A 17,107-nucleotide genomic window follows, 5' to 3' on the forward strand; every position below is an offset into this window, starting at 1 on the left:
TATAGTTGGTAAAATGGTATAGTTATTTGTTTAGTTATAAAATTATAAGAACTATTTGTCAATGCTGATAACATCGACCACTTGCATTTTTTGTTTTTCGTTTACATTGTTTGCCGGCTTTTGTTTTTCCAGTGCATTGACTTGCGACTACTTTTTTTGAAGTAGCGGTTTTGCTTTCTTTTTTTGAAGTTAAAGAGGTATTATTTGATTTCTTTTTTGTGTTACTCTCTGTTGGTTTACATACTTTGCAAGCGCTAAAGCCCAATGCTTTGGCTTTATCTAATTTGATTTCCTTCTTTGAATATTTTAGATAGTGGCAATTACTTTTATGGTATTTCTCACCAGTTTTAGTTGTGTAAACTGTTTGTGCAGATATACAGTATCCTAGAGAGAATATTATATACAGAACAACTATTTTAAGCGATTTCATCCTTTAGATTTTTTCTTCTTTATATCTCGCCATTCCCAAGGTGCCACAGCATTTTTATCTTGCCAAAGTCCTAGCTTATTCTTTCTGGCATTATCTTCCAAAGCTTGTAAAATAGAATCCTTTGAATACTTTTTATAATGCCAAGCCAAACCATTTTTTACAAGCTCATGACATAGGCTTAAAGAATCATCATATATAACGTTGCTGATATAACGTCTATACCTGTCCTTTTTTAGTATATTTAATTTTACAATTTTACTGAAGATAGCTTTAGATACAAATTGCTTGGCTTTAGTTGAAAAGGGTTGCTTACGTTCTGGGCAGTCAATATTGGCTAATCTTACTTTTATTAATATGGAGTCTTTAGTTAGAAGTTTGAAGGTATCACCATCTGTTATCCCAACCACTTTACCAATGATAGTTTCTTTTTTAGTTGATTTATAAGTACTACTAAATGTGACAATTATTAGAAATAAGAAAACTAACCAGTATTTATACATACAATTACTCTACAGGAACTCGTATCTGAGTTTCATTAATATTCATTCTTGTTTTTTGTAAAGTTACGTATTCTCTAATTTGCATCTATTTTATTATTCTTTAAATATATACTCTTTTATTATTTTATCCATGTTCGCAGGTAAACTAGCAGTTTTGATTTCAAAATCTTTTACGTTCATTTTAGTTAACCAATCTGTCCAATATCGAAGTATAACATCTTGTTCGTATGGATTTTTTGAATCAGGATTAATTCCCAAAACTAAGACTTCTAATTCCTCTAAGTTGTCTCTTGTAGCTATAAAGCCAAAGTTTTTATTTTTTATTTTATCCTCCCAATCAAGTTTGTTTAATTGAAAACTTCTAATATTCTGAGGAGTTAAATATGATGTTAGGTTACCTTCTTTTAGTTTAGAGTACTTGTGGTATAGATAGCCATCAGTTAATATTACTAGAATATTACGATAGTTTTCTTGTATACAGAAATCTTCCACATTTGTTTTAAAAAAGCCCCATATATCTGAGCCTACATAATTGTTGTCTTCAATTGCAGAATTATAAATTTGCTTTGAAATACTATCATATAAGGCTGAGGTTTTCATTATTAGTTCTCGCTTAGCATTGTTTTTTGTGAAAGTTATATTTAAGGAATTAATCTTTTCGTTAAGATTACTATCAGATGGTTCAGGATCTATGTAAAGTTGAATATGGTCATTGATTTTTATGCTTCTCTTATTCCTAACATGCCATTCAAAGCTTTTAGCAATAGAATGTATATAACCTAGATCTCTTTCAAAATATTCCATAGCTGGATTGGGATACTTTTTTGGATTGATTCTATCTGATAAATCTAGTAGAATACTAATGTTTAAGTTAGGCCTTTTGGGTGAGAGTTTTATTGTTTCTTCTTCAATGGTTATTGATTTACCCTTTGTTTCGTCTTCGTCACTTTTGCAAGAAGTGAGTATTAGAGTTAATGATATTAATAAGTGGAAAAATTTCATAATTTTCAATTTACAAGTTTGTATAATCTGCCTTCGTAATCTTCATTATCAATATTATGTTCTTGTAAATGTTTTAGTTCCACTTCTTGGCATTTTGACAACAATTCCTCTCGTCTTTTTAATGCATCAAAATTATCAGTAATAGCTAAAAACCATCCTTTTACATATTCTGCATGGTAGGTTAGGTAATGCTTATTTGAAAATACGAAACCATCAATCGTTCTTTGTAAATCGTCAATTTTGCCTTCAATGCCTGAAATTTCTTCCTTTAATGGACTAAGTTTTTGAGTTATTTTTGAAATATTAGATTGACTATTCATAATATCTTCACGTTTGGTTTTTATAAAAGACTTTATTTTATCAAAATTATCATACTCTTTCATAATGAAGTCAAATACTAATCCCCAGATTATATAAACAATAAAACCCGCAAAAATGATTCCCCAAAACTCGACTGATGAAAAAGCTATAGATAAGTTAAACGCTGGCGAGTCAGGTGTTTTTTGAATTTCATAAATTTTCTTTTCTATTTGATATGCTAGAATTGCATCAAATATGAATGTGACAATAAATAGCGTAGCAATTTTGAAATAAGAAAGCCAATTTTTATGCTTTTGAAACATATGAATTAAGTAACCTAACCCCATAAAAGCAAAAGGAATTGTAGCTACAAACACACCTTCTAACCAACCATCTTGAATTGCCTTTGAAAGTGCATGCCCATCAAATATAGCAGACGTTAATTCGTCAGTATCGAAGTTCTTAAAGAAAGCGGAAAATGATGCAGATATATAAAAAACTAAAAGATAAAATGTAATTGGCACTAGTACTATTAACCCTAAATAGAATTGTGCTTTTGGTTTTTTATCAACTTCAAGCCCATATTTTTCAGGATTTCTTTTTACTTCTACCATATCATTTTTAAGCGATATTATTTTTTGTTCTTTTTTAGTCAACGACTCTTCAAATAGGGCTAGAGCGGTTTTACGTTTTTTTAATTCTATCTCTTGTTTTCCTTTTTCTTCAACATAAGGTGATTTTAACTCATTCTGAAGTTTTTCATTTTCTCGACACTTGCCTTTGTAATCCATGTATACATCTTGAAGACATGCTTTAAATACTCTATGATTACCTTCGGCTTGTTTAGATGAACCATAACCACTTTCAAAAAAAGTGAGTTTTATCTTTTTGATATCTTCTTCAGATTCTTTTTCGATATTCTGTGGCTTTTTGTTTTTTAGCTTGAAGATTTTTTTTAATGGGCTCATGACTATTCTTTTAAGAGTTCAAGTAGTTTTTCTTTTGGTAATTTTTCCTTGGCATTATCTAAAAGGAATTGACATAGTTCCTCTATGTTTTCTTCTATAAAACCAAATTTCAGACAGTACTTTTTAAGTGTAACCTTTTCATCATCTGTAACTACACTATCTGCCCAAATCATAAGTGCTAAATCATATAGGTACTCTATTTTTTCTTCAAGTGTTTCAGGTATACTTGGCTTATGAGAAGGGTTTAAAAGTATATTGTCAAGTTGTTCTTTGGTAACACCACGCTCTTGTGCAAACCTATAAAGCATCTGCATTTCTAGAACATCAAAATTGTCATCTGAAAACGCGATTATATATAGTCTTAAAAAATGACTTTTTAATTCAGTAGAGATCATAGGGATTTAATTTGATAAATTTTCGCAAGCAATATTATCATTGTCAGCATCTAGGTTTTCGTAGCAACTTCTATCACTATCAAATAATGATTGGGCTTCTGATTGGGTTGTAAAATCAGAGCATGTTTTACTACTACAGTCAGAGTCATCATCTGTACATGAAATAAAAACAAATAATATTAATAGCAACATGGTGGTTAAGCATCCTCCTTTACTTTTTTTACTGTAAAATTTTTTACTTCTTGAATCAACATAGTGACCTTGAACATATGTTCCATCTTTTTTATAATATCCTTTTCTGTAGCCCATATATTTAAATTTTAATTATCAATAGTATTATTGTAGAACTCATTGCTATTAGTACAAAAATTGAACAACCACTTTTAGACGATTTAGAAAATGTTTTTCTATAATTTAATCCAGGTATCCCAGTATTTATAGAATAGCCTTTAGAACTCAATGACCCCTTTTTGGTTCTGTAACTCGGTGTAATACCAGATTTGCTAATGTTAATGCCAAACCGTTTTCCTAGCTTTATTCGTTTTTGAAACCTAAAGCCCATATTAGTTTAATCTTAAGTATTTTGCATATACATATCCAATAGCTTTTGAAGTTTTAACTTTCACTTTTAGCCAAGAACCTTTGATTACTAATAATTCCACTTCTGAGTGCTTTTTTAATTTTTCTATAATTTTATACTGAGTACCTGGTCCTTCTCGAAGATTCAATGAGTTAGACATTGCATATAGAGCATCTCCCTTTTTAAAATTGAGTTTTGTATTTGTTGATGATTTATATGAGCTTCTTTTTTTTGTATTACTAGAACTACACACTCCACAAGTTCCACCATTTTTTGCACAATGCTTGCACCCTGTACAGTTTTTACACGCTGTAGAGTATGCAGAACCTTTGCATCCTCGACCTTCTTCACAACAAGAGGCAATTAATTCGGTTTTATTTGATTGACTATAACAATTTGAGTAACCTATAATTAGTAACAAAGCAAAAAAGTAGACTTTCATAATAGTTTGTTTTAGATTTCAAACATAAACTCAATAAAAAACAATGCCTCACGGAATTCCGTAAGGCTTGAAACTTCGAAGAAAATATCATTATGACTGATCATCAGTTTCTGCAATCGGGGCATTAGTTTTGACTGAGTCGATTCCATTCTCACATGCACCTTTAGATTCATACATTTCACTTGTTGCAATAACCTTTGTGTTTACTGCATGTAGATTGAAATAAAATTTTCCATTACTACTTTTTCTAATTACAAATTTCGGGTATCCCATTGTTATAAATTTTTTTATTAATAATACCCAAATCTAAAACCATAGCACTGCTATTCCTTACGGTATACCACAGTTCAATAAAATAATAGTTAATAAATTAGATTAAACCTCTGTCAATGGCAATAGCAACAAGCTGTTCGGAAGTATGTGCGTCAAAAAGTACTTTGAGCTTATTAATACGTTTTTCAATACTACTAAGGCTACGTGCAGGGAAGTCTTTTTCCTGAAAGTAATTGGCAATTTGCTCTCTTTTTAGACCTTTGGCTAAGAGTTGTAATAATAGTTCATCATATTGATCGGTCTGTGAAATATCATCAACATTACGAAGTAGCTGTTCAACATTGTAAGAGCAATATCTATTACCTTCCAATACAGCTCGAATCGCTTTTTTTAAATCATTTGATTCCTCACGTCCTTTTTCAACATAAGCATCTACATTGTGGGTGTCTATAAGGTTCTTGATTTTGCCAATACGATGCTCTACGGAAAACACAATAATCTTTAAGTTGGGTTGGATAGTTTTTACAGCCTTTATTAATTCCTCGCCAGAGGTTAATTGCCTCTCTCTATGATCGGCCTTAAAGGATAGATCTGTAATTAAAAGATCAAATGGAATATCTGAATTTATAGCTGATCTTATTTTTAGAAGTGCATCATCACAATATTGTGTGGTAACAATATTTGGAATGCTTAATTCATTTAGTGTACGTTCTACACCTTTATTGATTGTATTCTGATCTTCAGCAATTAAAACGTTTTGAAACATAAGAAGTATTTAACTATTAAACTCTAAAGTGGCTTTAAAGCCATTTCCTTTTGAAGTTGTGAAATTAAAACTACCTCCTATACCTTTTATACGGGATTCCACATTTAGCAAACCATTACGTTTAGATTTTTCCCTATCAAAACCCACACCATCATCTACATAGCGAATCTCATTTTTTTTATTACGATTCTTAAAAACAACACTAACCACTTTGGCTTTACTATGTTTTTTCATGTTTACAAGTAGTTCTTGTAGACACCTATAAATAACTACTTTTTTATATTCAGATACGTTTTGCCAATCTATTGCATTAATATCGTTGGTAACCACTTTTGTATCTTTTTTGTTATGTTGCATCAAAAGATGCTTAATGCTGTCAGGAAAATTTAACAAATCGATACTCCCAGTTTCTGTTGAGATATCTCTTGTGCGCAAATAAATATCTTCGATGTTGTCTAAAAGTAATGCTTTTTTGGTTTCAGTAACCTCAATATCCTTTTCTACAAAATTCATAAGATCGGACATGTCGTTTGCTAGCTCATCATGTACCTTTTTAGACAATTCTGTTTCTTTTTGATAAGCTTCTTTGATTTTGTCTTTTTTATGTTTGGATTTTAACCATAGCACAACAAATATCATAAGCATCAAAACAATTAAAGCAATTGATTGAGATATAATTTTTTTTGACCTCTCTTTTTCTTTTAAAATTTCGTTTCTATCTGCACGTTTTTTTTCTTTGGCAACTTCGTACTTGTCTGAGGCGAATTGATTTTTAAACTGTTGTTGTGCACTTTGAATACTATCATTTAATATTTTATATCTTACGATTTCCTTATCGTTGTTTAATGTCATTTTAAAAGCAAGGGCATTCATCTCATAGTATTCATTTTTGATAGTTTGGGATAGTTCTACAGCTTTATCGGCAAAATCTAACGCTTTTGCAATATTACCTCTATTTTTATTGTACTCGGCTAAATGTAAATAACTGGTTATTATTCCAGAAAAATGGTTGGCTTCTATTCTTATTTTTAATGCTTCGTTTAGGTTTAATATCGCATGCGGGTTATCAATTTTTGACTGTGCAGAACCTAAATTATCTAATAATCTAGCCAATTTAATTTGAGATTCATTCTCTTTGGTGTATTCTATAATACTTAAATAACCTTTTATAGCTTTTTTATATTGCCTATTTTTGGAATAGACCATTGCAAGATTTTTAATTCCGGTATTCTTATTCTCGGTTTCTTTTGCATAGGCAATTACTTTTTTGAAATAGTCAATAGCGTTATCATAATTTTCCAATTCCTTATTTATTAATCCTAAGTGATTGTTTAATCCAACATAAGCTTCATTTGCAATGGAGTCTTTTCGATTATACTTATCTAATAATTCTAAAGCTTCAATGGCATATTCTTCACTTTCGGATAGTATTCCTCTCTTTTTAAGTGCTATTGAAATTAGACGAAGATCATACACAGCTTTTATTGTATCAAACTTTTTTAGATTGTCTTCTTTTGCGTTTAAAAAGTGTCTATAACCTTTAATTAAATCTGAAGCATTTTTTGGATTTAAAATTAATTCACGATAATTAATATCATTTAACTCATCTTGAGAATGAACCTCTTGAAAGCATAGACTAAACATTGTCATTGAACAAGATAAAAAAAAGAGGAATGAAGTTTTGATTGGTTTCATTCCTCTAAAATAATAACTAATTTTTATTAACCGCCTGTTCCGCCTTGTGGATCTTGCGGATCTTGTAGATCTGGATCAGGTGGAGGTGGAGGTGGCGGAATATCTTCGCCCTCATCACAACAGGCTTGTGGTACAACTTCATCGGTTAAACTCTCAGGATTGCATGAAAAGAATGCTGTATTGAGGAAAACCGTAAACAGAATTATAAATAATTTCTTCATTTTATATGTTTTTAGAATTGAACAATAGTGTTGCTGTCCGAGATTATCTCAGATGCTTTGTTGCTTAGCAACACCAACTATGTTTGAAGAGATTGCTCCTCGCTGGGAAGTGTTGAGTACAGAAGTAAAAGTGAATTATTACTTCCCAATTGGTAAAATCATTTTACACTGTAACTCAATTTTAGAATTGATTTCGTAACCCTTATTACGCCTAAGGTGGTTAACAATTCTGAAACAAATGAAGGAAGATTGTTTTGGAAATTATGGAAATAATGAGGAAAGGTTTTGGAAAAGAATTTCCAAACTATTTCCAAAAATGATTTAGTAACTTTAAGATGTATTAATCCTAATAAAATGCATAACGAACTACTTAAAAAAGCTTTTGAGAAAGCTGAAAAAGAAACAGAGACAAATAGAGTTTCACCTAGGGCAAAGCTGCTTTCAGATTTTATTTTTGAAGATAGTAGAGAACAATATGGAGAAAAAAGCCTTAGGGATAAATACGCAGTTGCAACTAATAACCCTGAAAGTAAAATTCGATTAAAAAAGCATGCGAAAGAAGCATTAAGCCACTATTTGGGTTATGAAGATTATAAAGATTTTTTAAATGCCAATAGTGAAAGAGAAATAGTTAGCGGAAGTCAAGTGAAGTTGTTTGTAAGCAAAAACAAGATTACAATCATGATTTCTTTAGTCATTATAACAGGGTTGTTGATATATAATTCCGTAACAAGACAGCGTTGGATGGTTTGGCAAAAAGACCATTATATAGAAGTTAAGTTTGACTTAGAAAATTATGATATTATACAGCTTAAGTTATATAAAGAAGAAAGAATAAAAAATTTTAAAAAAATAAAGCCAAACTGTGATTATGAATTTTTTAACGCAGATGGAAGTGTAAGAGTTTGGTATGGTAAAAATATTAAAAGAGAGCTCGAATTCTTTACGGATCATGGTTTACACCCAGAAACAGGTAAAACACTTAAGCCCATTACACAGTACATGATTAATAAATATATTTGTAATAATGAATACAATTAAAAGCAAATTGAATTACCCCTCAAAATCAAAATCACCACTACCATTAGAACGGCCATCACGATCGCGTTGTTTTTGTTGATTAAAACGGTAGGTAAAGGCTAAATTAAAGGAGCGGACGCGCCATTGGAACTCACTATAGTTATCAAAGGTATCCGTAAAGTTATCACTACGACGTATACGGGAGTTAAACACATCGCGTATATTAAAGGCGATGGAGGCTTTATCATTAAACAAATCCTTACTAAAGGCTAAGTCCGTAGAAAAAATGCCTTGGTTTCGGCTTTGGGCAGTTTCACTAGGGCCACGATAAAACAAACGGGTTTGCCAATCGATATTACCCGGAAGTGTGTATTTATTATTTAAGCGTACAAACCAACTGAGGTTGTCGGCATCAAAATTCTGACCTTCAAAATCACCTCTGGTGCTAGAGTTAAAGAGGTTGAAATTACCGTTAAGATTCCACTTTTTGGTAGGTCGGTAGGTTAGGGTAAACTCCACGCCAAAACGGTCATTGGTGGCAAGGTTAATGGGTGTTCGTCTTATGACTGGAACCAAATCTAAATCTTCATTAAGCTGATCAAAATTAGGGTCGTTAATATTAATGGTTTGCAAGGTTTCAAAACTATAAAAATCATCAGTTGCCAATGCCACAAAATTGAAGGCATCTTTAGCACGTTGAAAGTATATGGAGGTGTTTAGGGATAACTTTCCAAACTTTTTAAAATAACCAATGTCAAAAGCATTAGACGTGGTTGGATCTAAATCTGGATTTCCTTGAAATAGGTTAACAGGACTGCTTCGAGACGGAAACGGATTTATAAAACGCGATCGTGGTCGTCTTACACGCCTGTTATAACCTAGGGTGATGTTTTCATCTTCAGACAGCTCAAAAGCTAAATTTACCGTTGGAAATAACTGATGGTATTCCTTTTTGTCAAAATCACCGCTTGTTACTTGGTCAATCGTAATTCTTGTGCCTTCGTAACGCAGGCCTAATAAATAGGAGAATTTTTCTCCGATTTTATTGCCGTATTGGGAGTAAAACGCATTGACCTGCTGTTTAAAATCAAGCGTATTACTTAGATCGGTATTCACTTCAAAGGTTTCACCTTGATCAAAGCTCGTTTCCACTAAATAATCGGTGAGCAAATCGAAAAACTCACCACGATATCCAAACTCAAACTGACCAGTGTCTTTTATAGGTTGTACATAGTCTGCCTGTAATAACAGCCTATTCTGGTTTTCATCTGTCATTACATTTTCTGCATCAAAACCATCTTGGTTAATCATGGACCGTTCTAGCTCAGAACTATCTTCGTATTGAAAATCGAAGGTTAACTTGTGTTGGCTATCGCCATTAAATTGTTTGTCGTAGCTTAATGCATACTGTATGGTTTTATCGTCTTCGAGTTCTGGGTCTCTCCGAATAGTGGTCTCTAAAAGATTATTGTTAATATCAAATCGTTCGGTACGATTAAAGGTATTACGTTCATTGTCACTATCTCTATAGACTAAACTTGCGGTTAATGAACTCGTTTCATTGATGTACCATTCAATTCCGGTATTTGTACTGTAGCCTTTTCGCACACGATCAAATTCACGCTTTTCAAAACTAAAGGCTGTGTTGCCAGGATCTGGATCGAAAAATTCAGTTTCGTTAAGGGCATTTCCTGGGGATTCTCTGTAATCGTAGTTTGTGGTATTAAAGATATTGATATCACCAGTTCTGTAATTGATATTTCCAGAGATACCAGCTTGTGATGGGTAACCACCATTCACCGTTATAGCACCGTTAAGCCCCTGTAACTTACTGCGTCTAAGTATTATGTTTAAAATTCCTGCAGATCCTTCGGCATCATATCTTGCAGATGGAGAAGTTATGACTTCGACACGTTCTATGGCTTCGGCAGGCAATTGGCGTAAGGCATCAGTTGAATTTAGACCTACGAGACCAGAAGGTTTTCCATTAATAAGAATCCTAACATCGTCATTACCTCTCAACGATACAGCACCTTCTACATCTACCGAAACTGAGGGTACATTATCTAGAACATCACTAACGGTACCACCTCTTACAGTTAAATCCTTACCAACGTTATAGATTTTTTTATCGAGTTTTATATCTACCGTAGTAGTTTCTGCTACTATGGTAACTTCACCCAAAGCTTCTATATCTAGCGATAAGCCAACGGTGCCTAAATTTATGGGTTTGGTTAATGTTTTGTTTAAGTACTCTTTGGTCTTGTAGGAGATATATTCGACATATATATTATAAGTACCAGCGACAATCTCAACACTAAATTTTCCCTTACCGTCAGTTATTCCACCAGTTATAATGCTATTATCTGTTGTGGTATTAAAAGTTATTGTAGCATATTCTAGAGGAATGTTTGTACCATCTTCAACAACAGTGCCTTCTATCTTAACTTTTTTTTGGGCAGAGACTATAGAGATTGTAAAGCATACAAATAGTAGGGAGAGCAGATTTAATTTCATTACAAGTAATTAGTATTTTGATGCTTTTTAGATGCGCAAAAATACTTTTGCTTGTCCTGTTTATGGTTAATCTTATGTTAAAGCACAACGCAGAGAAATCTTAAGTGGATTGTTGATTAGCCTTTATCTTTATTTCGCTTTTTGCGTTTTTTCTTTTTAACTTCTTTTTCGTCAAAATCACCTTGTATCAACTCTTTTATCTTTTTCATATCGTTTTCTGATATAAGTTCTTCGAGTTCAACAAAATGCGTGTCTTCGAGTTTTTTTATAGCTTCTTGACGTTCAATGATTCTATCAAATCTTGTCTTTAAAATCGCCAACTTCTCATCAAAAAAACTATTAACTTTTTGTTTAATAATCTCTTTTTGAAAATCATCAGCTTCTAAAGTGGTAAGAAAATTGGTTATATATTCTTTTCTGCGATCTTCAATCATTTGCTTACGTTTAGCAATTTCTTTTTCTGTAGGTTCTCTTGGAACTACAGGGTTGCCCATACGATCTCTACGGGTTTGTGCGTAGGTATTAAAACCTAGCAATAGCGCGAATGCGATTAATACAGCTTTTTTCATTTTAAATAATGTTTAATATCGATTCTGGTGGCCTGCCGACTACGGCTTTTTTTTTATTAATTACTATTGGTCGTTCTATCAGTTTGGGATGTGCAACCATAGCATCAATAATCTGTTTATCACTAAGTGTTTTTCCTTTATAATCTGATTTCCAAATGGCTTCGTTTTTTCTAACCAAGTCAATTGGTTTTATATTTAATTTTGATAAGACTTCCCTTAACTGCTCGGCAGTGAGTTGATCATCTAAATATTTGATGATTTCAAACTCTTTGCCAGATGCTTCCAGTATAGCTAGTCCTTCTCTTGATTTTCTGCACCTTGGGTTGTGGTATATTCTAATCATTTAGATATTAATTGAATAATGTTTTAGTTGTTCTCTTAATGTTTTTGGTGATTCAAAATGTATGCCATTTATCCCCAGTTCTCTTGAAGCTTCTATATTTCTTAGATTATCATCTATAAATATGGATTCTTCAGGATTAATATTGTAGCGTTTTAAAGTCAGTTCGTATATATCTTTAAAAGGTTTTCTTGTTTTTTCTTCACCAGATACTACAATACCTTCAAACCAATGCAAAAAATCAAATCGTTTTAATGCAATAGGAAACGTTTCGTGACTCCAGTTGGTCAATGCAATAACTTTATAGCTTGTATTACCAATTAAGCTTTTTAAAATGTCTACAGTACCTTCAATCGCATTACCCAACATTTCTTCCCATCTATCGTAATAAATACGTATAAGGTCTTCGTGCTCTGGGAATAATGCTATTCTTTCTGATGTTGCTTTTTGTAAAGGATAGCCAGCATCTTGATTTTCGTTCCAATCTTGAGTGCAGATGGTTTTAAAAAACCAATCCATTTTTTCTCTGTTTCCTTCGAATACTTCTAAATAGACATATTCTGGATTCCAGTCTATTAACACACCACCTAAATCAAATATAACGGTATTAATTGTTTTCATTTATATGGCATTTGCATTATCTTCTTTTTGTCCCATCATCATTAAATAAGCTTTTAAAAAGGGCTCAATATCTCCATCCATAACAGCATCTACATTTCCTGTTTCGTGGGCGGAACGCACATCTTTTACCAACTTATAAGGATGCATTACATAATTGCGTATCTGGCTTCCCCATTCAATTTTCATTTTACTGGCTTCAATATCATCGCGCTGTGCCATTTGCTTTTGCAGTTCTATTTCATACAATTGTGACTTTAGCATTTGAAGCGCTCTGGCACGATTATCGTGTTGCGAACGTGTCTCAGAACATTGAATCTGTATACCAGTTGGCTTATGCAACAACTGTACTTTGGTTTCAACCTTGTTTACGTTTTGTCCACCTGCGCCACTAGAGCGTGCTGTAGTGATTTCTAGGTCGGAAGGATTAATGTCTATTTCTATGGAATCATCTACCAAAGGGTATACATATACTGATGCAAAACTTGTGTGTCGCTTGGCATTGCTGTCAAAAGGTGAAATACGAACCAAACGATGTACGCCATTTTCTCCCTTTAGCCAACCAAAGGCGTAATCACCTTCAATCTCTAGAGTTACGGTTTTTATACCAGCAACATCTCCTTCTTGGTGGTTGAGCTCTTTCACTTTAAATCCACTTTTTTCAGCGTACATTAAGTACATGCGCATTAGCATACTTGCCCAATCGCAAGATTCTGTTCCGCCGGCACCTGCGGTAATTTGCAGTACAGCACTTAAACTGTCACCTTCCTCAGAGAGCATATTCTTAAATTCTAGTTTCTCTATAGCATTTAGGGCCTTTTCAAAACGTGCTTCAACATTTGCCATTGGAGCTTCATCTTCCTTATAAAATTCGTAAATAACTTCTAAGTCTTCAAAAAGTGTCTTGGCAGCATTATAGTCGTTAACCCAGCTTTTTTTCTCACGGATGGACCGCATTACTTGTTCGGCTTTTTTAGAGTCGTTCCAAAAATTGGGGTCAAAGGTTTGTTCTTCTTCGTTAGCTATTTCAACGAGTTTGGCATCTAAGTCAAAGATACTGTCTAAGTATGTCTAGACGGGAATTAAGGTTTTTTATTTGATCTGATGTTATCATATTTTGAAGTAATTTCTACAAATATAAGATGCGATATTAAAGTGCCATAATTTTGAATTGCTTTTTTAGAAATTCCGTAGTTTTATATCTCAGTATTATACATATGACTATAGACCTAAGAAGCGATACCGTAACCAAACCAACAAAAGGGATGTTGAATGCAATGTTGACTGCAAAAGTTGGTGACGATGTTTATAAGGAAGACCCAACGGTTAATGCCTTAGAAAAACGACTGGCCAATATGTTCGGTAAGGACGATGCCTTGTTTTTCCCTACCGGAAGTATGGCCAATCAAGCAGCCCTAAAGTTGCATACCAATCCTGGTGAACAAGTGATATGCGATACGTATGCACACATTTATAACTATGAAGGTGGAGGAGCATCTTTTAATAGTGGTATTTCGTGTAAGCTAATTGATGGACATAGAGGTATGTTTACAGCAGAACAGGCAGAAGCATCTATAAATCCACCAGATTTTTATCATAGTCCACTAACATCATTGATTGCCATAGAAAATACTACCAATAAAGGAGGTGGAGCATGCTGGGATTTTGAAGAACTGAAACGTATTAAAAATGTTGCGGATAATTATAATTTAGGGTACCACTTAGATGGTGCACGACTTTGGAATGCATTGGTCGCTAAAGGTGAAAATCCAAAGCATTATGGTGAGCTCTTCGATACCATTTCTGTATGTTTGAGTAAAGGTTTGGGATGCCCAATAGGCTCAGTACTAATTGGAAACAAAGATATAATGAAAGGGGCCATAAGGATAAGGAAGATTCTCGGAGGAGGTATGCGACAAGTAGGATATTTGGCCGCTGCTGGTTTATACGCTTTGGACCATCACTTAGAGCGCTTACGAGAAGATCATATTAAAGCTAAGGAAGTAGGAGAGGTGCTTCAAAATTTGGCATCGATTAAAAAAGTTGAGCCTATCGAAACCAATATCATAATTTTTGAATTAAACGACGATGTGGATGAGGCTAAGTTTTTAAGCAAGCTGAATGAAAAGAATATACATATCATTGGAATGGGAAGCAACAAACTACGAATGGTAACACACTTGGACTATTCAGATGCAATGCACAATACACTTATTGAAACATTAAGAGCTTTGTGATGTTAAGAGTATATCTTTAGCATGTTAACGAGTATTTTTAATTGTAAGGCATAATAGGTATATTTTCGTTTCGACCTAAATTTATAATGATGAAACTCAGCATATTGATTCCTATGTACAATGTCGAAGATCATATTGATAATTGTTTAAATAGTGTCATTAACCAAGATATTCCTACCGAAGATTACGAAATAATTATAATCAATGATGGTTCTACCGACAGTTCGTATAAGATTGCTAAGCGTTATGCGGATAAGTACAATAACATAAGACTCTACTCGCATGAGAATATTGGTTTGTACGCTACTCGTAATAAATTGTTGGAGTTAGCAACAGGCAAGTACATTTACAACCTTGATTCTGATGATTATATCGTTCATAATTCATTTGGCAAAGTAATAAATACAGCACTAGAAAATGATATAGATGTTTTGGGTTTTGATCACATCTCTACACCAAAAAAGGATATGCATGCATCGACTAAGACAAATCAAAAGCTAGATATAAAAGTAGAAAGTGGTAATGATTTTTTGGTAAACAATGCCTACCATGCCAATACTGTATGGTGGTACATCATAAAAAGAGAGTTTATGAATAAACATGCATTGCGCTTTGATGAAAACAATCCATTGGGTGATGGACCATTTACGCTTAGATTGCTCCATATGGCTGAACGTATGCTATATCTGCCACTAGATATTCACAGGTATGTAATAGTTCCTACTTCTATTATGAATAGTAATGAAAGAAAGCACCTTACAAAAATGATTGATAACTATATGGAGATTTTTGATCGTTACAATCTATTGGCTTCTGATATTGCTAAAAAGAATAACCCGAAATTAACTGGTGTGATTAATAGAGTGGAGCATTGGCGCGATGTTAATGTCTATGTTATGTTTTATACATTAATAAAATCTGGAATACCTATAAATGAAATAAATGAAATTCTACGAAAGCTTAAAGCAATTGGAGCCTATCCAATCAGAAATTTCATAGGGGAACGTTATAGTTCTCTAAAGCACAGGGTATTGATTTATATTTTTAATCATAAATTTTTATTTTATACTATATTGTTTCCTTGTAGGTTACTTTATAGGCTTAGACTATTAAATTTTTAAGAAATATTAATGAAGCTAAGCATCATCATCCCGCTTTATAATTCTGGACATTTTCTCCACAAGTGTGTAGATAGTCTACTCAATCAAGATATTCAATTGGATGAGTATGAGATTCTAATCATTAATGATGGCTCCACGGATAATAGTTTAGAAGTTGCAATTACGCTTGAAGAAAAACACTCTAACATAGCAGTTCATACTAAAGCGAATGGAGGTGTTGGCAGTGCTAGAAACTTAGGGCTATCATTATCTAAAGGCGACTATGTTTATTTTATAGATCCAGATGATTATTTAGCTCCCAATGTTTTAAAAACAGTATACAATACTGCCAAAAATAATTCATTAGATATCCTAACTTTTTTATACCAACCCACCAGAGATTCTAAATTGTTTAATGACAATCCGAATTTTGAGAATATAAAACTATCTCAAATTTGTAGTGGCATAGATTACATTGCCGATAATCCATTTCAGAATGAAGTATGGTGGTACTTAATAAAAAATACCTTTATTCAGAAAGCGAATATTACTTTTATTGAAGATCGTTGGATGGAAGATGCCATTATAACGGCTCAGTTATTCTTAGCTGCAAATAAAATGGCCAAACTACCATTAGATGTTCACAGACATTTAATCGTTGAAGGTTCTGCAATGACCAGTAAAGAACCTATACATTATCTAAAGGTTATAGATGACAATAGAAATGCAGCTGTCGTTTATGAGTCGTTAATAAAAGGTCTAATTAAAAAGAATTCAAATCCTAACTGCATAAATAGATTAAGAATAAAACAACAGTCTTTTGTTTTCTTTATGATGGTAAGAATGCTTAAGTCTACAATACATTTAGATCAGGTAAAGCAAACCATTGAAGAACTTTCTAAAACAGGAGCATATCCGTTAACTCATTTTATTAGTAACGATTACAACAAGTTATACTACAGCATACTGACCAAGCTTTTTAATGGCAAAAAAGGCTTTTACCTTCTCTTCAAATTATTCAATCCTATCTTAAGAGTTATTTCCTAACTCAAAATAGCTATTGGTTTTCTAGAATCCTTACAAAATAAAAAAGGAGACAAATTAATGTCTCCTTTTTTATTATTAAAGCTATAT

At 32.8% G+C, this 17,107-nt stretch carries 21 protein-coding genes; 4 read left to right on the forward strand and 17 right to left on the reverse strand.

Going from position 1 to position 17,107, the window contains the following annotated elements; genetic code table 11:
* Nucleotides 1-58 precede the first annotated feature (58 nt).
* The 12 genes from KCG49_RS02330 to KCG49_RS02385 all read right to left on the reverse strand — a co-directional run bounded on the left by KCG49_RS02330 (nucleotide 59) and on the right by KCG49_RS02385 (nucleotide 7,572).
* On the reverse strand, nucleotides 59-430 hold the full coding sequence (locus KCG49_RS02330) for a hypothetical protein (RefSeq protein WP_218544579.1): 372 nt from the start codon (nucleotides 428-430) through the stop codon (nucleotides 59-61).
* Nucleotides 427-930, reverse strand: a complete 504-nt coding sequence (locus tag KCG49_RS02335) for a thermonuclease family protein (RefSeq protein ID WP_218544580.1) — start codon at nucleotides 928-930, stop codon at nucleotides 427-429. The genes KCG49_RS02330 and KCG49_RS02335 overlap by 4 nt, the downstream gene beginning before the upstream one ends.
* Before the next feature lie 93 nt (nucleotides 931-1,023).
* Nucleotides 1,024-1,932, reverse strand: a complete 909-nt coding sequence (locus KCG49_RS02340) for a hypothetical protein (RefSeq protein WP_218544581.1) — start codon at nucleotides 1,930-1,932, stop codon at nucleotides 1,024-1,026.
* A 5-nt stretch (nucleotides 1,933-1,937) separates the two neighbouring features.
* The gene (locus tag KCG49_RS02345) at nucleotides 1,938-3,200 is read right to left on the reverse strand and encodes an ABC transporter permease (protein ID WP_218544582.1); all 1,263 of its coding nucleotides are present in this window, start codon (nucleotides 3,198-3,200) and stop codon (nucleotides 1,938-1,940) included.
* 2 nt (nucleotides 3,201-3,202) lie between these two features.
* The gene (locus KCG49_RS02350; RefSeq protein ID WP_218544583.1) at nucleotides 3,203-3,595 is read right to left on the reverse strand and encodes a hypothetical protein; all 393 of its coding nucleotides are present in this window, start codon (nucleotides 3,593-3,595) and stop codon (nucleotides 3,203-3,205) included.
* A 6-nt stretch (nucleotides 3,596-3,601) separates the two neighbouring features.
* Complete coding sequence (locus KCG49_RS16385) at nucleotides 3,602-3,904, reverse strand: excalibur calcium-binding domain-containing protein (RefSeq protein ID WP_256259836.1); 303 nt, start codon at nucleotides 3,902-3,904, stop codon at nucleotides 3,602-3,604.
* 4 nt (nucleotides 3,905-3,908) lie between these two features.
* A complete protein-coding gene (locus KCG49_RS02360) occupies nucleotides 3,909-4,157 on the reverse strand; it encodes a DUF4236 domain-containing protein (protein ID WP_218544584.1) in 249 nt (82 codons plus the stop codon).
* A 1-nt stretch (nucleotide 4,158) separates the two neighbouring features.
* Nucleotides 4,159-4,617 carry an SH3 domain-containing protein gene (locus KCG49_RS02365; protein WP_218544585.1) on the reverse strand — a complete coding sequence of 153 codons (459 nt, stop codon included), beginning with the start codon at nucleotides 4,615-4,617 and terminating at the stop codon, nucleotides 4,159-4,161.
* A 90-nt stretch (nucleotides 4,618-4,707) separates the two neighbouring features.
* Entirely contained in the window at nucleotides 4,708-4,890 is a 183-nt protein-coding gene (locus KCG49_RS02370; RefSeq protein ID WP_218544586.1) for a YegP family protein, read from the reverse strand.
* A 97-nt stretch (nucleotides 4,891-4,987) separates the two neighbouring features.
* Nucleotides 4,988-5,656 carry a response regulator transcription factor gene (locus tag KCG49_RS02375; protein ID WP_218544587.1) on the reverse strand — a complete coding sequence of 223 codons (669 nt, stop codon included), beginning with the start codon at nucleotides 5,654-5,656 and terminating at the stop codon, nucleotides 4,988-4,990.
* A gap of 9 nt (nucleotides 5,657-5,665) precedes the next feature.
* Entirely contained in the window at nucleotides 5,666-7,306 is a 1,641-nt protein-coding gene (locus tag KCG49_RS02380) for a tetratricopeptide repeat-containing sensor histidine kinase (RefSeq protein ID WP_218544588.1), read from the reverse strand.
* A gap of 71 nt (nucleotides 7,307-7,377) precedes the next feature.
* On the reverse strand, nucleotides 7,378-7,572 hold the full coding sequence (locus KCG49_RS02385) for a hypothetical protein (protein ID WP_218544901.1): 195 nt from the start codon (nucleotides 7,570-7,572) through the stop codon (nucleotides 7,378-7,380).
* 354 nt (nucleotides 7,573-7,926) lie between these two features.
* On the opposite strand from KCG49_RS02385, the gene KCG49_RS02390 reads away from it, so the two are divergent.
* Nucleotides 7,927-8,613, forward strand: a complete 687-nt coding sequence (locus KCG49_RS02390; protein WP_218544589.1) for a hypothetical protein — start codon at nucleotides 7,927-7,929, stop codon at nucleotides 8,611-8,613.
* A 12-nt stretch (nucleotides 8,614-8,625) separates the two neighbouring features.
* On the opposite strand, the gene KCG49_RS02395 is transcribed toward KCG49_RS02390, so the two are convergent.
* The 5 genes from KCG49_RS02395 to prfB all read right to left on the reverse strand — a co-directional run bounded on the left by KCG49_RS02395 (nucleotide 8,626) and on the right by prfB (nucleotide 13,750).
* Nucleotides 8,626-11,109, reverse strand: coding sequence for a TonB-dependent receptor (locus tag KCG49_RS02395; RefSeq protein WP_218544590.1), 2,484 nt, complete (start codon nucleotides 11,107-11,109; stop codon nucleotides 8,626-8,628).
* A gap of 116 nt (nucleotides 11,110-11,225) precedes the next feature.
* On the reverse strand, nucleotides 11,226-11,678 hold the full coding sequence (locus KCG49_RS02400) for a hypothetical protein (RefSeq protein WP_218544591.1): 453 nt from the start codon (nucleotides 11,676-11,678) through the stop codon (nucleotides 11,226-11,228).
* A gap of 1 nt (nucleotide 11,679) precedes the next feature.
* On the reverse strand, nucleotides 11,680-12,021 hold the full coding sequence (arsC, locus tag KCG49_RS02405) for an arsenate reductase (glutaredoxin) (RefSeq protein ID WP_218544592.1): 342 nt from the start codon (nucleotides 12,019-12,021) through the stop codon (nucleotides 11,680-11,682).
* A complete protein-coding gene (locus tag KCG49_RS02410; protein ID WP_218544593.1) occupies nucleotides 12,022-12,639 on the reverse strand; it encodes an HAD family hydrolase in 618 nt (205 codons plus the stop codon).
* Nucleotides 12,640-13,750, reverse strand: a protein-coding gene (gene prfB, locus KCG49_RS02415) for a peptide chain release factor 2 (RefSeq protein WP_218544594.1) whose coding sequence is annotated in 2 segments (ribosomal slippage) — nucleotides 12,640-13,686 and nucleotides 13,688-13,750 — 1,110 coding nt in all. Because the reading frame shifts where the segments join, the coding sequence is not laid out codon by codon here.
* Between the two features lie 103 nt (nucleotides 13,751-13,853).
* On the opposite strand from prfB, the gene KCG49_RS02420 reads away from it, so the two are divergent.
* The 3 genes from KCG49_RS02420 to KCG49_RS02430 all read left to right on the forward strand — a co-directional run bounded on the left by KCG49_RS02420 (nucleotide 13,854) and on the right by KCG49_RS02430 (nucleotide 17,020).
* Nucleotides 13,854-14,873: a threonine aldolase family protein gene (locus tag KCG49_RS02420; protein ID WP_218544595.1), complete on the forward strand. Its 1,020-nt coding sequence runs from the start codon at nucleotides 13,854-13,856 to the stop codon at nucleotides 14,871-14,873.
* Between the two features lie 89 nt (nucleotides 14,874-14,962).
* Nucleotides 14,963-15,994 (forward strand): glycosyltransferase, encoded by a 1,032-nt coding sequence (locus KCG49_RS02425; protein WP_218544596.1) that lies wholly within the window; start codon nucleotides 14,963-14,965, stop codon nucleotides 15,992-15,994.
* Between the two features lie 9 nt (nucleotides 15,995-16,003).
* Nucleotides 16,004-17,020 (forward strand): glycosyltransferase, encoded by a 1,017-nt coding sequence (locus KCG49_RS02430; RefSeq protein WP_218544597.1) that lies wholly within the window; start codon nucleotides 16,004-16,006, stop codon nucleotides 17,018-17,020.
* Nucleotides 17,021-17,107 lie beyond the last annotated feature (87 nt).

This window comes from Winogradskyella luteola (genome assembly GCF_019203985.1).
Taxonomy (GTDB): domain Bacteria; phylum Bacteroidota; class Bacteroidia; order Flavobacteriales; family Flavobacteriaceae; genus Winogradskyella; species Winogradskyella luteola.

Bases quoted from the DNA above. Each gene is read 5' to 3' on its own strand.
- KCG49_RS02430 (WP_218544597.1), top strand. From the start codon at position 16,004: ATGAAGCTAAGCATCATCATCCCGCTTTATAATTCTGGACATTTTCTC.
- KCG49_RS02365 (WP_218544585.1), bottom strand. From the start codon at position 4,617: ATGAAAGTCTACTTTTTTGCTTTGTTACTAATTATAGGTTACTCAAAT.
- KCG49_RS02385 (WP_218544901.1), bottom strand. From the start codon at position 7,572: ATGAAGAAATTATTTATAATTCTGTTTACGGTTTTCCTCAATACAGCA.
- KCG49_RS02330 (WP_218544579.1), bottom strand. From the start codon at position 430: ATGAAATCGCTTAAAATAGTTGTTCTGTATATAATATTCTCTCTAGGA.
- arsC (WP_218544592.1), bottom strand. From the start codon at position 12,021: ATGATTAGAATATACCACAACCCAAGGTGCAGAAAATCAAGAGAAGGA.
- KCG49_RS02340 (WP_218544581.1), bottom strand. From the start codon at position 1,932: ATGAAATTTTTCCACTTATTAATATCATTAACTCTAATACTCACTTCT.
- KCG49_RS02335 (WP_218544580.1), bottom strand. From the start codon at position 930: ATGTATAAATACTGGTTAGTTTTCTTATTTCTAATAATTGTCACATTT.
- KCG49_RS02410 (WP_218544593.1), bottom strand. From the start codon at position 12,639: ATGAAAACAATTAATACCGTTATATTTGATTTAGGTGGTGTGTTAATA.
- KCG49_RS02375 (WP_218544587.1), bottom strand. From the start codon at position 5,656: ATGTTTCAAAACGTTTTAATTGCTGAAGATCAGAATACAATCAATAAA.
- KCG49_RS02370 (WP_218544586.1), bottom strand. From the start codon at position 4,890: ATGGGATACCCGAAATTTGTAATTAGAAAAAGTAGTAATGGAAAATTT.
- KCG49_RS02360 (WP_218544584.1), bottom strand. From the start codon at position 4,157: ATGGGCTTTAGGTTTCAAAAACGAATAAAGCTAGGAAAACGGTTTGGC.
- KCG49_RS02380 (WP_218544588.1), bottom strand. From the start codon at position 7,306: ATGACAATGTTTAGTCTATGCTTTCAAGAGGTTCATTCTCAAGATGAG.
- KCG49_RS02425 (WP_218544596.1), top strand. From the start codon at position 14,963: ATGAAACTCAGCATATTGATTCCTATGTACAATGTCGAAGATCATATT.
- KCG49_RS02420 (WP_218544595.1), top strand. From the start codon at position 13,854: ATGACTATAGACCTAAGAAGCGATACCGTAACCAAACCAACAAAAGGG.
- KCG49_RS02400 (WP_218544591.1), bottom strand. From the start codon at position 11,678: ATGAAAAAAGCTGTATTAATCGCATTCGCGCTATTGCTAGGTTTTAAT.
- KCG49_RS02345 (WP_218544582.1), bottom strand. From the start codon at position 3,200: ATGAGCCCATTAAAAAAAATCTTCAAGCTAAAAAACAAAAAGCCACAG.
- KCG49_RS02395 (WP_218544590.1), bottom strand. From the start codon at position 11,109: ATGAAATTAAATCTGCTCTCCCTACTATTTGTATGCTTTACAATCTCT.
- KCG49_RS02390 (WP_218544589.1), top strand. From the start codon at position 7,927: ATGCATAACGAACTACTTAAAAAAGCTTTTGAGAAAGCTGAAAAAGAA.
- KCG49_RS16385 (WP_256259836.1), bottom strand. From the start codon at position 3,904: ATGGGCTACAGAAAAGGATATTATAAAAAAGATGGAACATATGTTCAA.
- KCG49_RS02350 (WP_218544583.1), bottom strand. From the start codon at position 3,595: ATGATCTCTACTGAATTAAAAAGTCATTTTTTAAGACTATATATAATC.